At 27.2% G+C, this 20,168-nt stretch carries 19 protein-coding genes and 1 tRNA gene; 10 read left to right on the forward strand and 10 right to left on the reverse strand.

From position 1 onward, the window contains the following. Window positions 1–337 precede the first annotated feature (337 nt). From X275_RS09750 to X275_RS09780, 7 genes are all read right to left on the reverse strand, one after another. Window positions 338–1,996 (reverse strand): methyl-accepting chemotaxis protein, encoded by a 1,659-nt coding sequence (locus X275_RS09750; RefSeq protein ID WP_047268630.1) that lies wholly within the window; start codon window positions 1,994–1,996, stop codon window positions 338–340. A 280-nt stretch (window positions 1,997–2,276) separates the two neighbouring features. Continuing rightward, a complete protein-coding gene (locus X275_RS09755; protein ID WP_084825188.1) occupies window positions 2,277–2,951 on the reverse strand; it encodes an endonuclease III domain-containing protein in 675 nt (224 codons plus the stop codon). Further along, window positions 2,941–3,906, reverse strand: a complete 966-nt coding sequence (locus X275_RS09760; RefSeq protein ID WP_047268631.1) for a 2-hydroxyacid dehydrogenase — start codon at window positions 3,904–3,906, stop codon at window positions 2,941–2,943. The genes X275_RS09755 and X275_RS09760 overlap by 11 nt, the downstream gene beginning before the upstream one ends. Window positions 3,907–3,980: 74 nt before the next feature. Beyond that, a tRNA-Leu gene (locus X275_RS09765) sits at window positions 3,981–4,069 on the reverse strand. A 63-nt stretch (window positions 4,070–4,132) separates the two neighbouring features. Next, window positions 4,133–4,510, reverse strand: a complete 378-nt coding sequence (locus X275_RS09770; protein ID WP_047268632.1) for an SHOCT-like domain-containing protein — start codon at window positions 4,508–4,510, stop codon at window positions 4,133–4,135. Next, window positions 4,510–4,911, reverse strand: a complete 402-nt coding sequence (locus tag X275_RS09775) for a DUF2089 domain-containing protein (protein ID WP_047268633.1) — start codon at window positions 4,909–4,911, stop codon at window positions 4,510–4,512. Before X275_RS09775 ends, X275_RS09770 begins: the two co-directional genes overlap by 1 nt. Before the next feature lie 66 nt (window positions 4,912–4,977). Next, a complete protein-coding gene (locus tag X275_RS09780) occupies window positions 4,978–5,505 on the reverse strand; it encodes a hypothetical protein (RefSeq protein ID WP_047268634.1) in 528 nt (175 codons plus the stop codon). 199 nt (window positions 5,506–5,704) lie between these two features. On the opposite strand from X275_RS09780, the gene X275_RS09785 reads away from it, so the two are divergent. The 4 genes from X275_RS09785 to X275_RS09800 all read left to right on the forward strand — a co-directional run bounded on the left by X275_RS09785 (window position 5,705) and on the right by X275_RS09800 (window position 11,034). Then, window positions 5,705–6,430, forward strand: a complete 726-nt coding sequence (locus tag X275_RS09785) for a metal ABC transporter solute-binding protein, Zn/Mn family (RefSeq protein ID WP_047268635.1) — start codon at window positions 5,705–5,707, stop codon at window positions 6,428–6,430. Between the two features lie 61 nt (window positions 6,431–6,491). Further along, window positions 6,492–7,682 (forward strand): NAD(P)/FAD-dependent oxidoreductase, encoded by a 1,191-nt coding sequence (locus X275_RS09790; RefSeq protein WP_052913851.1) that lies wholly within the window; start codon window positions 6,492–6,494, stop codon window positions 7,680–7,682. Window positions 7,683–7,697: 15 nt separating this feature from the next. Continuing rightward, the gene (locus X275_RS09795) at window positions 7,698–9,767 is read left to right on the forward strand and encodes a metallophosphoesterase family protein (protein WP_047268637.1); all 2,070 of its coding nucleotides are present in this window, start codon (window positions 7,698–7,700) and stop codon (window positions 9,765–9,767) included. A 358-nt stretch (window positions 9,768–10,125) separates the two neighbouring features. Beyond that, window positions 10,126–11,034, forward strand: coding sequence for a 3-hydroxyacyl-CoA dehydrogenase (locus X275_RS09800; protein ID WP_156168780.1), 909 nt, complete (start codon window positions 10,126–10,128; stop codon window positions 11,032–11,034). 93 nt (window positions 11,035–11,127) lie between these two features. Here the strand turns inward: X275_RS09800 and X275_RS09805 are convergent, their stop codons facing one another. Beyond that, complete coding sequence (locus X275_RS09805) at window positions 11,128–12,261, reverse strand: amidohydrolase (RefSeq protein ID WP_047268638.1); 1,134 nt, start codon at window positions 12,259–12,261, stop codon at window positions 11,128–11,130. Window positions 12,262–12,484: 223 nt separating this feature from the next. On the opposite strand from X275_RS09805, the gene X275_RS09810 reads away from it, so the two are divergent. The 6 genes from X275_RS09810 to X275_RS09835 all read left to right on the forward strand — a co-directional run bounded on the left by X275_RS09810 (window position 12,485) and on the right by X275_RS09835 (window position 18,216). Beyond that, complete coding sequence (locus tag X275_RS09810) at window positions 12,485–14,359, forward strand: ribonucleoside triphosphate reductase (RefSeq protein WP_047268639.1); 1,875 nt, start codon at window positions 12,485–12,487, stop codon at window positions 14,357–14,359. A gap of 4 nt (window positions 14,360–14,363) precedes the next feature. Continuing rightward, window positions 14,364–15,005 carry an anaerobic ribonucleoside-triphosphate reductase activating protein gene (locus tag X275_RS09815; RefSeq protein WP_047268640.1) on the forward strand — a complete coding sequence of 214 codons (642 nt, stop codon included), beginning with the start codon at window positions 14,364–14,366 and terminating at the stop codon, window positions 15,003–15,005. A gap of 68 nt (window positions 15,006–15,073) precedes the next feature. Next, window positions 15,074–15,997, forward strand: a complete 924-nt coding sequence (locus tag X275_RS09820; RefSeq protein ID WP_052913854.1) for a diacylglycerol/lipid kinase family protein — start codon at window positions 15,074–15,076, stop codon at window positions 15,995–15,997. A 1-nt stretch (window position 15,998) separates the two neighbouring features. After that, the gene (locus tag X275_RS09825) at window positions 15,999–16,664 is read left to right on the forward strand and encodes a DUF554 domain-containing protein (protein ID WP_047268641.1); all 666 of its coding nucleotides are present in this window, start codon (window positions 15,999–16,001) and stop codon (window positions 16,662–16,664) included. A 19-nt stretch (window positions 16,665–16,683) separates the two neighbouring features. Further along, window positions 16,684–17,307: an N-glycosylase/DNA lyase gene (locus X275_RS09830; RefSeq protein ID WP_047268642.1), complete on the forward strand. Its 624-nt coding sequence runs from the start codon at window positions 16,684–16,686 to the stop codon at window positions 17,305–17,307. Between the two features lie 9 nt (window positions 17,308–17,316). Next, entirely contained in the window at window positions 17,317–18,216 is a 900-nt protein-coding gene (locus X275_RS09835; RefSeq protein WP_047268643.1) for a GGDEF domain-containing response regulator, read from the forward strand. An 18-nt stretch (window positions 18,217–18,234) separates the two neighbouring features. On the opposite strand, the gene X275_RS09840 is transcribed toward X275_RS09835, so the two are convergent. After that, window positions 18,235–19,338, reverse strand: a complete 1,104-nt coding sequence (locus X275_RS09840; RefSeq protein WP_047268644.1) for an alanyl-tRNA editing protein — start codon at window positions 19,336–19,338, stop codon at window positions 18,235–18,237. A 14-nt stretch (window positions 19,339–19,352) separates the two neighbouring features. Further along, window positions 19,353–20,063: a M48 family metallopeptidase gene (locus tag X275_RS09845; RefSeq protein ID WP_047268645.1), complete on the reverse strand. Its 711-nt coding sequence runs from the start codon at window positions 20,061–20,063 to the stop codon at window positions 19,353–19,355. Between the last annotated feature and the right edge of the window lie 105 nt (window positions 20,064–20,168).

Consider the following 20,168-nt stretch of genomic DNA (forward strand, 5'->3'; position numbering starts at 1 on the left):
ATTTACGCTTAGATTTTTTAGGTATAAAAAATCTAAGGAAAAAGGATTTATAATTATATAATAAAAATTATTTTTTCCAATTACCTGCTGTAAGAGAGCAATAGCTCAAAGGTTTTTTTATTAAAATCCAATTTTTTAATCCAATAACCCACCGTAGGTGAGCGGTAGCTCAAAAGTTTTTTATAAAATCAAAAATATTTAAATCAATACCCGCAGTAGCGTGTAAGGGCAATCTTCGAGTCTTCATTTCATTTGAGACTTTTTAGACAACTCATAAAACTAAAAAAATCCCCTTTGTATTACAAAGGGGATTTTTTATATAAGTTTTTATATAATTTTAGAATTTAAATTCAGATAGAGCATTATTTAATAAATCAACACTTGTTTGCAAATCAGAAGCTATTTCAGCTAAATTATCAGACATTGCTTGTATTTCATTGCTGGATTCTTTCATGTTTTGAACGTTTTCAAAATATCTATTAAGCGATTCATTTACATTGGAGAAAGCTTCCGCAATTGTTTGAGATGCTGCATTTTGTTCTTCTGCTGAAGCAGCTAATGTTTGAGCCCTTTCCGAAAGAATGGATGTTTGACCTAAAATTTTGTTTAGTTCGTCATTTAATACTGAAGAATTTTTTGTAACTTTTTCGACAGTATCTTTTACTGAAAAAATTTGTTTCGTTGATTTTTCAACATTTGTTTTTATAGATCCTAAAATATTGGAAATTTCATCAGTGGCTTTTCTTGTTTCTTCAGCTAATTTTCGTATTTCATCTGCAACAACAGCAAAACCTTTTCCAGCTTCACCGGCCCTTGCTGCTTCGATTGCAGCGTTTAATGCTAATAGATTTGTTTGTTCTGCGATATTTGAAACCTGATCTATAACTTCTGTAATTTTCCCTGCATAATTTTCAAGTTCTTTTATTTCTTCAATGGTTTTTAATGTTTCTTTAGAAGCATTTGTTATAGCTTCTTCTAAAGAAAACATTACATTTTTACCTTCATTAGTTACCTGTTCTAAAACACCTGCAACATTTGCAAGATCAATTGCAGCATTTGCGACTTCATCAGTTGAACGAGATATCTCTTTAATAGAATCGGCTGTTCTATCAGTTTCTCTCTCCATTATTTTAGATTCTTCCGCCATCATATCAAAACCAGCTTTGAATTCTTCTATAATTGCGTTTGCTTCCTGAGCACTACCCGAAACATTATCTGAAGAAATTTTAATACCTTCCATACTTCGCTTTATAAAATCAAATGTTGGCCTTAATTTTTCTCCAACAAGATGGTACATTTTTTTTGCTATAATGCCAATTTCATCGTTTGATGTGATATTTGCCGAAACTGTTAAATCACCTTCTGCGATTTTTTCAAGGTCTTTTAAAGGAGTAAGAGATTTTTTTAAAATATAAAATGCATAAATACCTATTAAAAGATTAATAATAAATAAAGTTAATTGAATTTTTTTCATCAAAGAAACCTTTTTTTCCGATTCTTTTTGGAATAAAGTTACTCCATTGTTCATCTCAACAAGTAAAGGAATATTATTCTCTAATATATATTTTAAAGAATTTTCATCATCATTTTTTAGAAATTTATCCATATGCGCATAAAATTCATCCCATAATGATTTTATTTTTTCAAGCTGAGCCTTAGCCTCAGGTTGTGCAGGCGGAACGTTCACCATTTTTTTCCATGCGAGATCAAAAGGAGCTTTTCCACCATCTTTTAATGCGTTTAAAGTAGTATCAAAGACCTTTATTGTATTTAATAAACTATCTTTTGTTTTTTGATCTTTATATATATAATAGGTTAAAGCTTCTTTCGACATCCTTTGAGTTAACATTCTCTGTCTTCCTGCAAGATTTACAACAAGTCCATCATCTTTTTGCATTTTAGTGATGGTAAAGGTTGAAATATATGTAATAAGAGATAATAAAACAAACAGAACTATTGGTATACCTAATTTCACATAAAGACTACTTTTTTTCATAAAAATTCCCCCTAACATTATTTTTTAGACAAACTTTTAAATTTTTGTATAACATTATGATGTCTAAAAAGTCAAATTCACTCAGGCAGCTTGATTGCTTATCCTTAAAATTACTCATTCTCAGCCGTCGCTCAAACAATACATCGTGTATTGTTTCGCTCAAAATTACATCCATGTAATTTTGACGGCTTCCATTCATAATTTTAAGGGCAATCTTCGAGCCTTCATTTCATTTTAGACTTTTTAGACAATCTATATAACATTATTATAATATATTTTTTTACATAAAATCAATATTATTTTTATTGTTATGAATTTTTTTACATTTTAATCTAAAGACACACATATCACACAAGGGCTTTTTTTTGCATATATTTTTAGAATGTTCAACTATTAAACCGTGAAAATTTTTGTATATTATCAAATCTTCAGGTAAATTTTTCTCAAAAAAATTTTTGTATACAATATAATTTTTCTTTATTTCAATACCAAATCTCGAAAACATTCTTATAGTATATGCATCAATCACGAAACTCAATTTGTCTAAAGAGTATAGTAAAATGGAATCAGCAGTTTCATTTCCTATACCTTTAATAGAAAGAAGCTCTTTTCTTAATATTTTCACATTTTTTTTACTCAACAATTCAAATGAAAAATTATAAATTTTGAACCATTCTAATAGGTTTTTTAGATATTTTGCCTTAACTTTGTAAAAGCCAGATGGCTTTATTAATTCTTCTAATTTTTCAATATTTAAGTAATATAGTTTTTCTGGTGATAATAAATTTTGTGATTTAATATTTTTTAATGATTTTTCTACATTATTCCAGTTTGTATTTTGTGTTAATAGCGCTCCAATCATAATTTCAAATTTATTCTCTCCTGGCCACCAACCATCTGGTATAATATATATTTCTGATAGTTTATTATATATATTTATTAAATCAATATACATTGTTCGGTGGAACATCTCCTTTTAATGCAGCTATAACATTTTCCGCAACCATTTCAGCCATTTTATTTCGTGTTTCGAATGTTGCACTACCAGTATGAGGCGTTAATACAACATTATCCAAATCTAAAAGTTCTTGTGGAATATGTGGTTCTTCTTCATATACATCTAATCCAGCACCGGCGATTTTTCTTTCTTTTAAGTATTTTATTAAAACTTTTTCATTTATAACTGGACCTCTTGCAGTATTTATAATAATTGTATTTGGTTTCATTAGCCTAAATTCTTCTTCATCCAATAAATGATAGGTTTCTTCAGTAAGTGGTGTATGCAAGGATATATAATCAGATTCTTTTATTAAAGTTTTAAGATCAGCATATTCAACACCTAAATTTTTTTCTTCATTTTCAGAAAGTCTGTTTCTTTTATAGTATAACACTTTCATTTCAAACCCTTTAGCCCTTTTTGCCATTTCTTTTCCAATTCTCCCCATCCCAATTATACCAAGGGTTTTTCCTTTAATATCATAACCCAAAAATAATTTAGGTCTCCAACCCACAAATTCCCCATTTCTAACAAACTTATCACTTTCAACAATTTTTCTTGCAACGGCAAATAATAATGCCCAGGCTAAATCAGCAGTAGCATCACTTAAAACACCTGGTGTGTTTGTTACATAAATTCCAGCTTTTTTAGCAGATTCAACATCAATATTATTATATCCAACAGCATAATTGGAAATAATTTTTAAATTACCATTTTTTCCAGTGCGAATTACTTCTTCATCTATTTTATCGCTTAATAAAGTTATTAAAGCATCATATTCTTTTGCCAGATTAACAATTTCTTCATGAGATAACGTTTCGTTTTTTCTGTTAATCCATACTTCAAATCCTGCGTTAATTAATTTTTTTTCTGCTATTTCAGGAATTTCATAAGTAAAAGCGATTTTTGCCATAAATTCACCTCCAGATTTTGTTTTATTCCTATATGATTATAACAAAAAAACCGGCCTTTTTAAAGCCGGTATAATGGTGCCGAGAGTGGGACTTGAACCCACACGAGGTTTCACCCTCAGTGGATTTTGAGTCCACCGCGTCTGCCAATTCCGCCATCTCGGCAAAACCAGGATTATTATACCATTAAAATTTAAATTAGTCAAGAGATTTTTTGAAATTTAATTATTATTCAATATAAATTTTAACAATATCTCCGTCTTCAGAATTAACATCAATTATATTTTCACCTTCAAATTCATCAAAGTTAATATTCTCCAATGCTTCCATAATCTGGTCGATTTGTTCTTTACTCATATTGGTCCCTTGCTGAGCAAGACTTAATGGTATCATTGCTTTTGCCATTTTTATTAATCCCAACGGAATTTTGACATTGACCTTATCTCCGTTTGAAGAGTTAACTTTAATCACTAATTTTCTTTTTTGAGTTGAATTGCTTTTTGTGTTTTTGGTGTCATAAAATGTTTCTATTAGTTCTGCTGCTTCTTCAATTTCTACAGTTCCGTTTTTAACCATGTTTAAAATTCTTATCAATTCTTCTTTCATTATTTAACCCCCTTTAATAATTTTAATTTTTCAATTGCCTCTTTTGGACTTATTAATCCTTTTTCTAAATCATCGATGATCTTCTTTTTTTCAAGATTTGTATCATCCTGCTTTATATCTGTATTTATTTCTTCAGTTGAAACATATCCCAAGTCAGATAAGAGCTTATTAAATTTGTTTAAAGTAGTTGGATAAGATATTTTTAATACTTCCGAAACTTTTGATAAGTTTCCTCTATTTAACAAATAAAGCCTTAAAAATTCAACATTTTCGCTACTCAAAGATGCAAATTCATTCATTTCAAAAATACCTTCTAATTTAGAGTTGCATTTTGAACATCGTAAAACTTCTATATGCATTTTTTCTCCACAAATTGGGCAAATTGTAAGTGCTTTATACATATTATCACCTCTTTAACAAACCATTGTAATTATCACTTGATTTTAAAAATAATATATTTTACTTTTTTAGGCAACGTATATTTTTATCTTTGTTTTTCCTTCATCTGTTTCTACATCTATAAATTCACCATAAAATTCAGAAAGATAATCAATCGTTTCAATAATCATGTTTATGATAATATTAAAATCAAAATCTATTTTTATTCCTTTTTTTGAAAAATTCGATTTTAAAGCTTCTTTTAAAAATGGTTTTAGAGTATATAATATTGGTTTCATGGAAATTAAGATTCCTAACGGAAAAACCAATTTAACGTTTGTATCAACAGAATTTACATTAATTACAAATTTTGTTCCTATAGGATATTTTATTTTTTCTGCAATTATATGTGCTGCTGTTTCAGGGTTATTTTCTTTTATTAATTTAATAATTGATTTTTCTAAAATTTTTTTCTGTATTTTTTTTCGTTTAAAAGCAGAATAATAAGTATAAAATATATATGTACCTAAACCAATAAAAAAGAATGCCCAAAAATATTTCGTTCCCAGAAAAATCAATACTACTCCATAAAATAATAAGATAATGGCTCCCACCATACAAATCACCTCCTCATATAAGATATTATAAAATATTTTTTATATTTTGTCAAGTGTTATTTTATATTTTCTCATATATTATATATATTATTTTATATTTTACTTTTATATTTTATAAAATAGAATATTTATTTTTCGGTTTTTCTTTTTTTTATATTTTGTGTTATAATACTTTTTGACTAATCATTGGAGGGGAAATATGAAAAATCTAAACATTTTCTTTACTATACTTATTATTTTAATTATCAACAGTTGTCTTTTTGCATTAAACATACTTACTTCTATAAAACCTTTAGAACTTATTGTTAGAGAAATTTCTCCAGAAGCTAATATAATAAACCTATTCAATTCATCTGAAGATTTTAAAAACGCAACTTTTGATGAAAGTATATATAGTAATATGGATTTAATTATACTTTTAAATAATGAAATATCCTTTAAAAATGATTCCAATAAAATTGTTTTATCTGAAGGTGTATTATATTATCCTTATCAAAAAAATCCTTTTTTATGGTCAGATCCATTGTATACAGTTGTTATAGCTTATAAAATAGAGAAAAAGATGGAAAGTTTAGATCCGAAAAATGCTATTAAATATAGAGATAATTTATTACGTTTTACTCAAAGGTTAGTTGAACTGTCTGATTACGTTTCAAAAATCGCAAAAGATTCTAAAATTAAAATTATAGATATGAATAATCTTTTGACCCATTTTTACAACAGATATAACATTAACTATTATTTATACAGAGATGATATTACAATAACCAGACAAGATGTATTAATTTCAAGTATTAAATATAATAATTCCACATTTAATAATCTTAAAAATAAAAAAATTTCAATTGATATTTTTTTATCCGGGTATAATACTATTATAGAATTTTATAAAAATATAATAGATGATATTTTTGATGATGAATAATTATTATAGATAATTATATTGGGCAGTCGTTGGCTGTCCATTTTTAATTGGAGGAATGAAAGTGCATGACGTGATAATTATTGGTGGAGGACCGGCAGGATTATTTTGTGCAGCAAATATAAATGATAAAAATGTTCTTATTTTAGAAAAAAATGAAAAAGTTGCAAAAAAATTATTGGTATCCGGCGGAGGAAAATGTAATTTTACCAATATCAATCCTGTTAATGATTTGATATCTCATTATGGAGATAAAAAAAATTTTGTAAAAAAAACTCTATACAATTATTCAAATGAAGATTTACTTAAAGAGATCGATTTTGAATATATAATTACTGATGAAGGTAAAGTTTTTCCAAAAACAATGAATTCTCAAACGGTTTTAAACTGGATTTTGAAAAAAATAAAAGATAGAGGTAAAATTGAAGTAAAAACAAATTTGAAAGTAATAAATATCGAAAGAAGCGAAGATAAATTTTATATTAAAACAAATAAAGGAATTTTTTTATCTAAAATTCTTGTTATTTCAACTGGTGGAAAATCTTATCCAGCACTAGGTACCACAGGAGACGGTTTTAATTTTGCAAAACGATTTGGACACAATATAATAACTCCAAAACCCGCATTAACACCTGTAATAATAAAGGACTATTTATTTTCTGATTTATCTGGAAGTTCCATGGAAGTCAGGCTTAAGATTAATAAGAAACTTTTTAAAGGGACACTATTGTTTACACATAAAGGTTTTTCAGGGCCTGTCATTTTAAATTCTTCGAGATATTTAAAAAATGGAGAAAAAATAAAAATATCTTTTGCAGACTTTAAAAACGAAGATCTTTTTAGAATCGACTTTTTAAATGTTTTGAATAATAACAAAAATAAAAGTCTCTATGATATTTTAAAGAAAAAATATAATTTGACAAAAAGATTTGTAGCAATTATGTTTAAAACTTTGAAGTTTGATAAAAGTAAAAAATGCAATTCTATAAATAAAAATGAACGAAATAAAATAATAAATTACTTATACAATCATGAATTTTTTATTGAAAAACTGGGCGGTTTTGATGTTGCGATGGTGACTGCTGGTGGTGTTGATACAAAAGAAATAAATTCAAAAACAATGGAATCAAAACTTATAAAAAATCTTTATTTTATTGGGGAAGTTCTTGATGTCGATGGGGATAGTGGTGGTTATAATATCCAATGGGCTTTTTCTTCAGCAAAATCTGCTGCTGATAATATAAACATTTTTTAAAATGGAGGTTATATTATGAAAAGATTTTTATTTTTTTTCTTTATGTTTTTTATAATGATTAGCGTTTTTTCTGCAGTATCTATCGAAAAAATTTCAAATAACACAATCCTTCCAAATTTCTCAAAGGCTAAGGTTGGTGATTATCTGATTAAAAATGAAAAAATAAGTTTCATTGTAGGTTCAGAAAAAAGAAAAGACATTTATCGCGGAAAAATTATAGAAGCTTATACTAATGATTTAAAAAGAAATTTAATTGATAATTACAAGATTTTTATTCAAAATAAAATGCTTAGTTTTGAATCATTTAACATAAAAAAGAGAAGAGAATATATAGAATTTACTATTAACAACAGAGAATTTAACGGTTTAAAAATTTCAACAATTTACTCTTTAAAAAAAGATAAAAATTATATTGAAATAACAAATAAAATAATAAATAATTCTAAAAATAAGGCAAAAATCTTAATTAAGGATATTGTTTCGTTTAATGAACTTTTTCCCATAATAATAAAGACTAAGGAAAAAGAGAGAAAACTTTTAATGATTCAAGAAAATTTAATATCTTATTCTTTTCTTTCAGATGAGAAATTAATTTCATTAAGAACCTTATTTTCAAAAAATTTCGGAGGGATTATATATAAACCATTTTATTTGGAAAGAGAAAAAGAAATAAACGTTTCAAGAAAAATGTACATTACAAAGGATATAGAGGAAGTTAGAAGTATTTTATACAGTAATTATAATACTATATATGGAAAAATTATCGGAAAAATTAATTCTAAAGAATTTATTCCAATATTAGCTTATGATAAAAACAATAATCCTGTTTCTTTAAAGTATACTGATAAAAACGGAGATTTTTCATTTTCTAATCTGGATTTTGAAGGTTATCTTTCATTTGAAAAGGAAGGTTTTTTAAATCAAAAATTAATGTTAAAAACGAAAAAGGCCAGAATTATAAAAATAATACCAGAATTTATCTCATATAATTTTGTATGGCCACCATATTTAACCAATCACACACAAAATTCTGTTATTTTAAACTGGAAAACAAATATACCTTCAACAGCAAAAATAGAACTATATAATGAGAACCGAAAATTAATAAAAACTATAGTAACGATATTTCCCGCAAATATTAATCATGTAGAGATAAAAGATTTGGATGCTGGAAAAAAATATTTCTATAGCATAAACATTAAAAATTATTATATTTATTCAGATTTAAATTATAGTGGATCTTTTAAAACTAAATCTATTAAAGACGAAAATTTGAAATTTGCAATATACGGTGATACAAGAACATATCATGAATGGCATACTTATGTTGCTAAAAAAATTGCCCAGGATAATCCTGAATTTGTTATAAATACTGGTGATTTAGTAGAAAAAGGTGACTATTTACCTGATTGGAATTCATTCTTTAAAGAAATAAAAGAACTTTCAAAAAAGTCTATTTATTATCCTCTTTTAGGTAATCATGAAAGAAATAATTCCTATTACTATCAGGCCTTTTATTTGCCAAATGGAAGTGGCGATTATAATAAAAGATGGTATTATTTCGATTATAAAAGATTAAGATTAATTTTTCTTGATTCAAATGCCATTGGCACTAAACAATTGGAGGAAAAACAATTTAATTGGCTTATCAAGACTTTAGAAGACGCAAAAAATAAAACTGTATTAGTGTTTTATCATCATCCATTCTGGAATAACTGTAAAGGATATAATTATGGTATGGAAATTCACCTTGAAGAATTATGGAGACCCTTATTTGAAAAATATGGAGTTAAAGCCATATTTAATGGACATGTACACTCCTATGAAAGACATAAAAAAAATAATATTATATATGTTATAACCGGCGGTGGAGGTGCACCTCTTGAAATTTATACAAATAAAACAAAAGTACCAACAACAGTAAATTTGAATTATGGCAGTTTACATTATATTTTAGCAGAAATAAAAAATAATGAAATATTTTTTACCGTTAAAGGTGTTGCAAAAATTAAAAATAAAAATAATGATAGAGATCTGGAAAAAATCGATTTTATAATAGATACGTTTAAAATTCCTATAAAATAAAAACTCCAGGGATCCCTGGAGTTTTTATTTTATATATAAATCTTCTGTTTTTCAAAATGAGCAGATATTTCTGACTTTGATAGAAAAATGACTGTCAAATTCTGGAAAACAGTATTCACAAAGAATTTTTGATAATATATTAAATTTAAAATAATTTTTTAATATTATTATGTGAATATTTTTAATGATTATTATGTTTTATTATTATTTCATTAAAAAGTAATTAATTATATATAAGTAAATATTACAAAAAATAAAATAAGTTCAATAACTGTTGACAATATAAAGAGATAGGTATAATATTATTAATAGGTATATAGTTATGTTTTCTTATAATAATATTTAAGGGGTGAGTTATGTGGAAATTAAAAATGTTATGATCGCAGGAGCTGGAGTATTAGGATCACAAATTGCATGGCAAGTTGCTTTTAGTGGTTTTAATGTTGTAGTATATGATGCTTTTGAAAAAGGTATAAAGGCTGGAAAAGACTTTCATAATAATTTTGCAAGACTTTTTGAAGAAAAAGGTATGGCGACTAAAAAGCAAATAGAAGAAACTTTTTCAAGATTAACTTATACTACAAATTTAGAAGAAGCTGTTAGAAATGCTGATTTAGTGAGTGAATCTATACCTGAGGTGGAGGAAATAAAGAAGTCTTTTTATTCGGAATTATCAAAAATTGCTCCAGATAAAACAATTTTTACGACAAATTCCTCTACAATGCTTCCAAGTATGTTTGCTGAATATACAGGAAGACCAGAAAAGTTTTTAGCATTGCATTTTGCAAATCCTGTATGGGAAGCAAATATTGGTGAAGTGATGATGCATGAAAAAACAGATAAAAAATATTTTGATATAGTTTTAAAATTTGCCTCAGATATTGGAATGATACCTATACCAATTTATAAAGAACAACCTGGTTATGTTTTAAATTCTTTATTAGTTCCTTTATTAAAAGCGGCAAGAACCCTTCTTTTTAGAGGTATATCAGATCCATATAGCATTGATAAAACATGGATGATTAGTACTGGAGCAAAAATAGGACCTTTTGGTATTATTGATATGGTTGGTATGGACACTGTATATAATATCGCTTTAAGAAATGGTAAAATTAATAATGATGAAGAGTCACTGAAAATGGCAGAATACTGTAAGAAAAATTATATAGATAAAGGTAAAAAGGGAATTAAAACCGGAGAAGGATTTTATAAGTATCCAAATCCTGCTTATCAAAATCCAGAATTTTTATCTGCTAATAAAGAATAAAGCATGTTTTTTTTTGATTTTTTGATAAAATTGTAGTGTGGAAAAATAATAAATAAAATAGCCTGGAATTTTTCCAGGCTATTTTTAAAAGTTTTATAACACTTTTTTCCCTTCTATATAAACGCTTTCTGCTTTTGCTTTTATGTCAAACGGGTGATAATTCCAGATTACAATATCTGCGTCTTTTCCTGGTTCTAATGATCCTACTCTATTGTCAATTCTCAATATTTTTGCCGGATTTATTGTAAGCATTTTTAATAAGTCTTCTTCTTTTGCTCCGTATCTCATTCCTAATGCAGCCTGAACATTTGCGTGTTCTAAATGCAATACGGGATGATCACACATTAATCCTGCAAGGATTCCCTTTTCATTTATTATTCTTAACGCTTCAAAAGACATATCCTTTAATTCTAACTTTGTTCTGAAACCAAATAATGGTCCCAATACAAGAGGAATGTTTTTTTCTTTTATGTAATCCACTACTTTATACGCTTCAGTTGCATGTTCTACTACAAGGTCAAATCCAAATTCTTCAGATAATCTTATGGCTGTTAATATATCATCTGCTCTGTGCGCGTGAATTCTAGCTGGAATTTCTCTTTTTAACACTTTTTCGCCAATCTCCATTTTTAAATCAAATTCGTTAAAATCTTCTTTTTCTTTCTTTTTCATATAATTTTTTACTTTTAAGAAGTATTCTCTTATTACTGCTACACTCCCTAATCTCGTTGCTGGCAACTTGCTTTGGGAACCATATACTCTTTTTGGATTTTCACCCATTGCCATTTTTAAACCTGCTGGTTCTTTTATCACCATTTCGTCTACTATTTTTGATTTAAATTTTAAAATTGCTCCCTGTCCTCCTATTGGGTTAGCACTGCCAGGAACAACCATTACTGTAGTAACTCCACCTTCTAATGCTCTTTTTATCGCAGCATCTTCAGGATAAAAAGCATCTATTACTCTAACTTGTGCAGTATTTGGATCTGTCATTTCATTACCATCTTGATAGCTCATACCAACGCCTTCTTCAAATACACCAATGTGAGAATGGGCATCTACAAATCCTGGAAATATATACTTCCCTTCAATATCTATTATTTTATCTGCCTGTGTTTTTATATTTTCACCAAGCTCTTTTATTTTCCCATCTTCAATTAATAAATCCCCCTTAAATGGTTTTGATGTAATTGGATAAATATTAGCACTTTTAAAAAGAATTTTCATATGATCCCCTCCTGTTTGAATTTTTATTATTTAAATTATATCATAAAATGATTCGTAAAGCAAATTAAATTTATACAAAATCTTAACATTTTCATCTAAGTTTTTCTAATATTGATTTTGGAATTTCTCTACTTAATTTGTCACATATACATACATATTGTATTTATTTATATTATATGATACAATATATCGTGTTAAATTTGTTTTTTGGAGGTGGGGTTTTGTGAATTTGATTTATAATTATATTAATAACAGCGATTGGAAAGTTAGAGAAAATTCAAACATGCAGTACTCTTTACAGGGTTTAAACAATCATATTCATCAGGAGATTACAAAACAATTTTGGTTAAATGAGGTTTATGATAAACACAATAAGAAGATAAGTGAATATCATAATAATGGATTTATGCATATACATGATCTTGGTGCTTTATCTGCATATTGTGTTGGATGGGATTTAGAAGAATTATTAAGAAAAGGATTTAACGGTGTTTCTGGGAAAGTCGCATCTGGACCCGCAAGGCATTTTAGGACAGCGTTAGGACAAATAGTTAACTTCTTATATACAATGCAAGGAGAGGCAGCTGGTGCTGTAGCATTTTCAAATTTTGATACACTTTTAGCTCCGTTTATAAGATATGATAACTTAAATTATAAACAAGTTAAACAATCAATGCAGGAATTCAAATTTAATATGAATGTTCCAACAAGAGTAGGGTTTCAATCACCATTTAGTAATATTACTATGGATTTAACTGTACCTTCAACACATAAAGATAAACATGTTATTATTGGCGGTAAAGAAAAAGAAGAAACATATAGTGAATTTCAAAAAGAAATGGATATTTTAAATAAAGCGTTTATAGAAGTAATGCTTGAAGGTGATTATGATGGAAGACCATTTTCATTTCCAATTCCTACATATAATATTACAAAAGATTTTAACTGGGACAGCGAAGTGGCAACAATGATTATGACTATGACAATGAAATACGGAACACCATATTTTGCAAATTATGTAAATTCCGATATGAATCCTGAAGATGCTCGTTCAATGTGTTGCAGGTTAAAATTAGATAACAGACAGGTATTAGAGCACATGCAACAGCTTTCATTTGGTTTTGTTAATGAAGACAAAAAAGAGAATGAAAATACAGAAATAAAAAGGAGAGGCGGGTTATTTGGTTCTAATCCATTAACAGGTTCTATAGGAGTAGTTACTATTAATATGCCGAGATTAATGTATTTGTCAAATGGTAATAAAAATAAATTTTACTCAATGTTAGATGAAGTGATGGATTTAGCAAAAGAGAGTCTGGAAATAAAAAGAATATATGTTGAAGAATGGACAAAACAAGGATTGTATCCATATACAAAGGTTTATTTAGATGGTGTTTATAAACTAACAGGTCAATACTGGGCAAATCATTTTTCGACTATTGGATTTGTTGGAATGCATGAAGGGTTATTGAATTTTGGTATTGAAAATGGCATTGCGAGTACAGAAGGTAAAGAGTTTGCTCAGGAAGTAATGGATTACATGCTTGGAAAATTAAATGAATTTAATAAGGAAACAGGAAATTTATATAACTTAGAAGCATCACCAGCAGAAGGAACGACATATAGATTAGCAAGAATAGATAAAAATGAGTTTGGTGAAGATATAAAACAATCTGGTTCAAAGGAAAAACCATATTATACAAATTCAGTTCATCCACCAGTAAATTATTTTGAAGATCCGTTTGATTTATTAGAACATCAAGAAGGATTACAAAACAAATGGACAGGTGGGACAGTAGTTCATATTTTTGTAGGAGAAAAAATTACAGATACAGAAGCTTTGAAAGAATTTATTAAATTTAGTTTTGAAAATTATTCTTTACCATATATGAGCATAACACCGACATTTTCTATTTGTCCTGAACATGGATATATAGCAGGAGAACATTTTAAATGTCCGCATTGTGGAAAGGATACAGAAGTATATTCAAGGGTTGTAGGATATTATAGACCAGTTCAAAATTGGAATGATGGAAAGCAACAGGAGTATATAGACAGAATTCAATTTAGAATTAATAGTGAGGTTTTGAGGAGCTGATAATATGATATTAGCTGGAATAAGAACATTTAGTTTTGTTGATTATCCTAAACATATATCGGCAGTAGTATATACTGGCGGTTGTAATTTCAGATGTAAATGGTGTCATAATTGGAAAATAGCATATTCAAATGATTATAATTCAATTTCTGAAGAGAAGATTATTGATAAATTATCTGCGTTAAGAAAAAGGTTAAACGCTGTGTGTGTTACTGGTGGAGAGCCAACAATACATAATGATTTGCCAGAATTTATTAGTAAAATAAAAGAACTTGGCTATTTAATAAAATTAGATACTAATGGAACAAATCCTGAAATTGTAGAAGAATTAATAAGTAAAAATCTAATTGATTATGTTGCTATGGATGTAAAAGCTAAACCAGAGAATTATTGTAAATTGATAAACGTTCAAGAAAATTATTGGAATACAATTTCCAGAACAATAAATATATTGAGAAGCTCAAATATAGATTATGAATTTAGAATGACATATGTTCCAAATCTTTCAACAGAAGAAGATATAGAATTTTTTGAAGAGTTTTTAAAAGAAGATGAAAAGGGATATGTAACAATAGCAAATTCAACAGAGATTTTTAAAATTAAAAACAATAAGAAAATCGAATTAAAAAAATCAATTTTAAGATAAGGTCCGCTATGCGGACTTTTTTTATTTTTTATGGTAAAATATAATAAATCATATTCTGGAGGAATAATATGGAAAAGATTTTTGTGATAGTTAATCCCAATTCAGCAGGTTCTAAGACAAAAGAAATATGGCCGGATATCAAAGCATATCTTAAAAAAGCAGGGTTTAGTTTCAAATATGCATTTACTAAAGGTAAAATGCACGCAAAAGATTTAACTATTGAGGCTATAAAAACAGGGTTTAGCAATATTATTTGTGTCGGTGGTGATGGAACACTCAATGAAATTGTAAATGGTGTTTTTTCTCAGAATTTTAAAAACCCAGAAGACATTGTTGTTGGAATTATTCCATCTGGTACAGGAAATGATTGGGGGAAAACCGTGGGAATACCTGATAACTATATTCAAGCAATTGATGTTTTAAAAAGAAAACGTATTTTTGTGCAGGACGTTGGAAAAGTTGAGTATTATAGAAATGATAAGAAACTGGAAAGATTTTTTGTCAATATTGCAGGTATGTTTTTTGATGCTGAAGTTACAAGAAATGCCAATAAGTCAAAGGAGAAAAATAAAGGAGGTTCATTTTCTTATTTATTAAACCTTCTTACAACATTATTTAAATATAATTCTCAAAGTGCTGAAATAACAATTGATAATTATTCTTTCAAAGAAAAGATTTTCACTATGGCTGTTGGTATTTGTAAATATAGTGGTGGTGGAATGAAAATCCTTCCACACGCAATACCAGATGACGGATTTTTTGATATTACACTGGTTAAGGATGTTCCGAAATTATTAGTTATTAAAAATATTAAGAAAATTTTTGATGGAAGCTTTGTAAAATTAAAATGGGTAAAACAATTTAAAGCTAAAAAAGCTGAAATAAAGTCTAAGGAAAAAATTTATTTAGAAGTAGATGGTGAAAGTTTAGGTCATACACCTTTTAGATTTACTATTTTAAAAAAAGTTTTAAATATTTATGGGGGTGAATAAAATGATTCCAACTTTTGTAAATGCATTAGCCGTTATAATAGGAAGTTTATTGGGACTTGCTGCTAAAAAAGGGGTACCCGATAGACTAAAAACCATTCTTTTTTATGCTGTGGGACTAACTACTTTAGGAATTGGAATAAATATGTCAATGTCAGCAAATAATTTTTTAATAGTATTGGGCTCTATGGCTTTGGGGGGTATTATTGGTGAATTAATTGATATAGAAGGTTTTTTAAAAAGAATTGGAGATTCAATGCAAGAAGGAGATTTTTCCACCGGATTTGTTATGTCTTCGATTTTGTTTTTGGTTGGCCCTTTAACTATTATTGGATCCATTAATGCCGGATTAACAAATGACGGAACTTTAATTTATACAAAATCATTGTTAGATGGAATTTCCTCCACAGTATTATCATCAATATACGGATTAGGAGTGATGATTTCTGCTGGTTCAGTTCTTGTGGTTCAGGGAAGCATAGTTTTATTGGCCTCACAATTATCTTTTTTAACAAATAAAATATATTTAAATGATTTAGTTGCAGTTGGTGGTATAATGGTATTGGGAATAGGATTAAAAATTCTTGAAATAAAAGATACTAAAGTTGGTAATTTTTTACCCGCATTAATTATTGCGCCTATTTTGGTTTGGATAGTTTCATTTTTTTAATAGAATGAGAGGTGAAAAAATGAAGTTAATTAAAGATATAGAAAATATTTACACTGAAGCAAAACCGTTGGTCGAAAAAAGATGGAATGAATTTGTTTCTTTGGGAAAAAACGGAAGTGAAAAAGAGTTATTTTCTGAACTTTCTTTTTGTGTTTTAACAGCTAACTGGAGTGCTAAAGGCGGGATAAAAGCTCAAAAAGAAATAGGAATAAATGGTTTTACTGAACTCGAAATAGATGATTTGGAATATGCATTGCGAAGAGTCGGACATCGTTTTCCAAAAGCAAGAGCTCAGTATATAGTTTCTAATAGATGGATTATTGGAACCATAAGGCATTTATTTGTTTTGCCATATTATCAAATAAGAGAATTTCTGGTAAAGAATATTAAAGGTATTGGCTGGAAAGAATCCAGTCATTTTTTAAGAAATGTTGGTTATGGTGATGTTGCTATATTAGATAAACATATTCTCCGACTTATGTTGGAAAATGAATTGATAGATTCTATTCCAAAAGGATGGACAAAAAATAAATATTTAGAATACGAAAAAAGATTAAAGATTTTAGAAAAGCATTTTAATGAACCAATTGGAAAATTGGATTTATATTTATGGTATCTTGTAAAAAAAGAGATCGATAAGTAGGCGAATAATATGAAATTATTAATTGTTGAAGATTCAAAACTTGAAAGAAAATATTTAATTGATTATTTTAACAAACATGATAGTTTTGAAATTTTAGAAGCTCAGAACGGATTAGAGGCGTTAAATATTTATGAAAAAGAAAAAAATATTGACTTGATTATATTAGATTGGATTATGCCTGAGCTTGATGGTTGGGATGTGTGTAAAAAAATTAGAAGATTAGAAAGAGAAAATGGAAATTATTCTTATATAATAATGTTAACCGCAAAGACTTCTAAAGAAGATATTATAAAAGGTTTTGAAATAGGGGTAGATGATTACATAACGAAACCTTTTGATGAGGATGAATTGGCCGTAAGAGTCTCTGTTGGAAAAAGAATCTTGAATATGTATAATAAAATAAAGGAATTAAATAAAAAACTCGAATTTGAAGCTACTCATGATGAATTAACAAAAATTTATAACAGGAGAAAAATTTATGAGATATTAGAAAAATCTATATCTATAAATGATAATGAAGTGTTTCTATCAGTTGTAGATGTTGATCATTTTAAGAAAGTTAATGATAAATATGGACACCAAGCGGGAGATTTTATTTTGATTAAAATGACAAAAATTATAAGTAAGTTAATAAATACATATGGTTATTTTGGTAGGATTGGTGGAGAAGAATTTTTAATGTTTTTTATAAATTTTAAAAAAAAGAAGGGGTTAGATTTAATGGATATAATTCGAAAAACCATTGAAACTACAACATTTAAATTTAAAGATAACAATATAAAAATAACAATAAGTATAGGTTCTACCCTTTATAAAACTGGAGAAAGTATAGATAATTTAATATCTAGAGCAGACAATAATTTATATAAAGCAAAAGAATTAGGAAGAAATAATGTAATTTTTGAATAGCCAGAACAAAAGTTCTGGCTATAAGTATTTTTTAATATCTTCAATTTTTATATTTCCGATAAGGCTTCCGCGATTCACTCCTCCGCCGCCTTTTATTTCTGAGTAATCGTTTTTAATATTGTTTATCAATTCTTTGCAATTTACAATTCCAGATGAAATTTCTAATTTATTGTCTTTTTTTACTATATATAAAACTTCATCCATGGGCAAAAATTTAGGTAAATAATTTACAAAATCTTCTTTTGTTTCTAAATAAATAAATTTTATATTATTTATTTTTTCTGCTTTTGAAAAAATATCTTTAGCCATTAATTCAGCATATTTTTCATTAATTTTTTCATATTTTGATTTGTATTCTTTCATTTTTTTTAGAGTTTCTTCTACTCTTAGTGGAGTATCTTCAACTTTTGCCGTTAATAAATTCGAGATATTCTTTGTAATTTTTATTTTTTCATCATAATCATTTATAGCTCTAAAACCAGCTAAAAAATATAATCTTGTCAAATTTCCTTTTACCTTTTCTTTCGAAATAATTTTTACCAATCCAATTTCTCCTGTATTTTTAACATGAAAGCCTCCACATGGATTAATGTCAAAATCTCCTATTTTAATTAGCCTTATATTACCTCGCACTTTATCACTTAAACCTTTTCTTAAATTATATTTTGAGATTTCGTCTTTTGTAGTAAATATTTCTTCAACATTTAAACATTTTTGAATTATTTCATTTGATAATTTTTCAGCTTCTTTTTCAATATTTTCTGGTAAGTTTGGAATTTCTAAATCTATAGTTGTATACTCTTCTGCCATTCTAAAACCAACTGTATCTAAGTCCGCTATTTGTTCAAAAGCTGCTGAAAGTATATGCTGAGCTGTGTGTTGCTGAGATATATCTTTTCTTCTTTTTTCATCAATTTCAAAATTATATTCCCCCACTTCAATCATTTTGTCAATTAAATGGTAGTATTTTCCATTTTTAAATTCAACAAATAAAACATTTGTGTTTCCAATTTTTCCTCTATCACCAAGTTGTCCGCCTTTTCCATCAGGGTAAAATGGAGATTCTTCAGAAATTGCATATATTTTCTTTTTTTCTTCAACTATTTCTGTAATCTTTATCATTTAAAAATACCCCCTTATAATATCAATTTCCTTCCATTTTTTCTAAACCATTTTCGACTTTCAATATAATCATCGCAATATTTCCCAACATAATTCCAAAAAGTTTTTTGATGATGTTTGTATATAATATGGGCTAATTCATGAACTATTATGTAGTCTAATTTTCTTTTTGGTGCCATAATTATTTTATAATTAAAATTCAAATTATTTTTTTCAGAGCAACTACCCCAACGTGTTTTTTGATCTCTTATATATACTTTTCCATAATTTAAACTCATCAATTTAGAATAATATTTTAATCTTTCATTTATTATTTTCTTTGCCTGCTTTTTATACCATTTAATAATCATGTTTCTCTTTAATTCATAATTATCAAAAAAATCTTTTTTTAAAGATACGTATATAAAATTATCTTGAATACCAACACCATAATTACCTTCAAAAATCATTAATTTATAATTTTTTCCCAGAAATAAAAATTCTTCACCTGTTTCATAATTTCTTTTTGTTATTGGGTTTTCTTTAAATTGCATTATTTTTGAAATGATCCAACTTCTTTTATCAAAAACAAATTTTTTCACTTCGAAATCTGATAACCATTTAGGTGCTTTAACTAAAACTTCTCCAGTTTCATCAATTATGATTGAGAGAGTTTTTCTTTTTGATTTAATTATTTTATAATCTATATCAAAATATTCCGTTTTCAATATATATTGATTTTTCATAAGAGCCACCTCTAATATATATTCAGTGAGAATTATAACATATTAATACTTTTTTTACAAACTCTTATTTTTAATGCATTTTATATTCAGAAATTTTACAATGAT

Source organism: Marinitoga sp. 1197 (assembly GCF_001021165.1).
GTDB lineage: Bacteria > Thermotogota > Thermotogae > Petrotogales > Petrotogaceae > Marinitoga.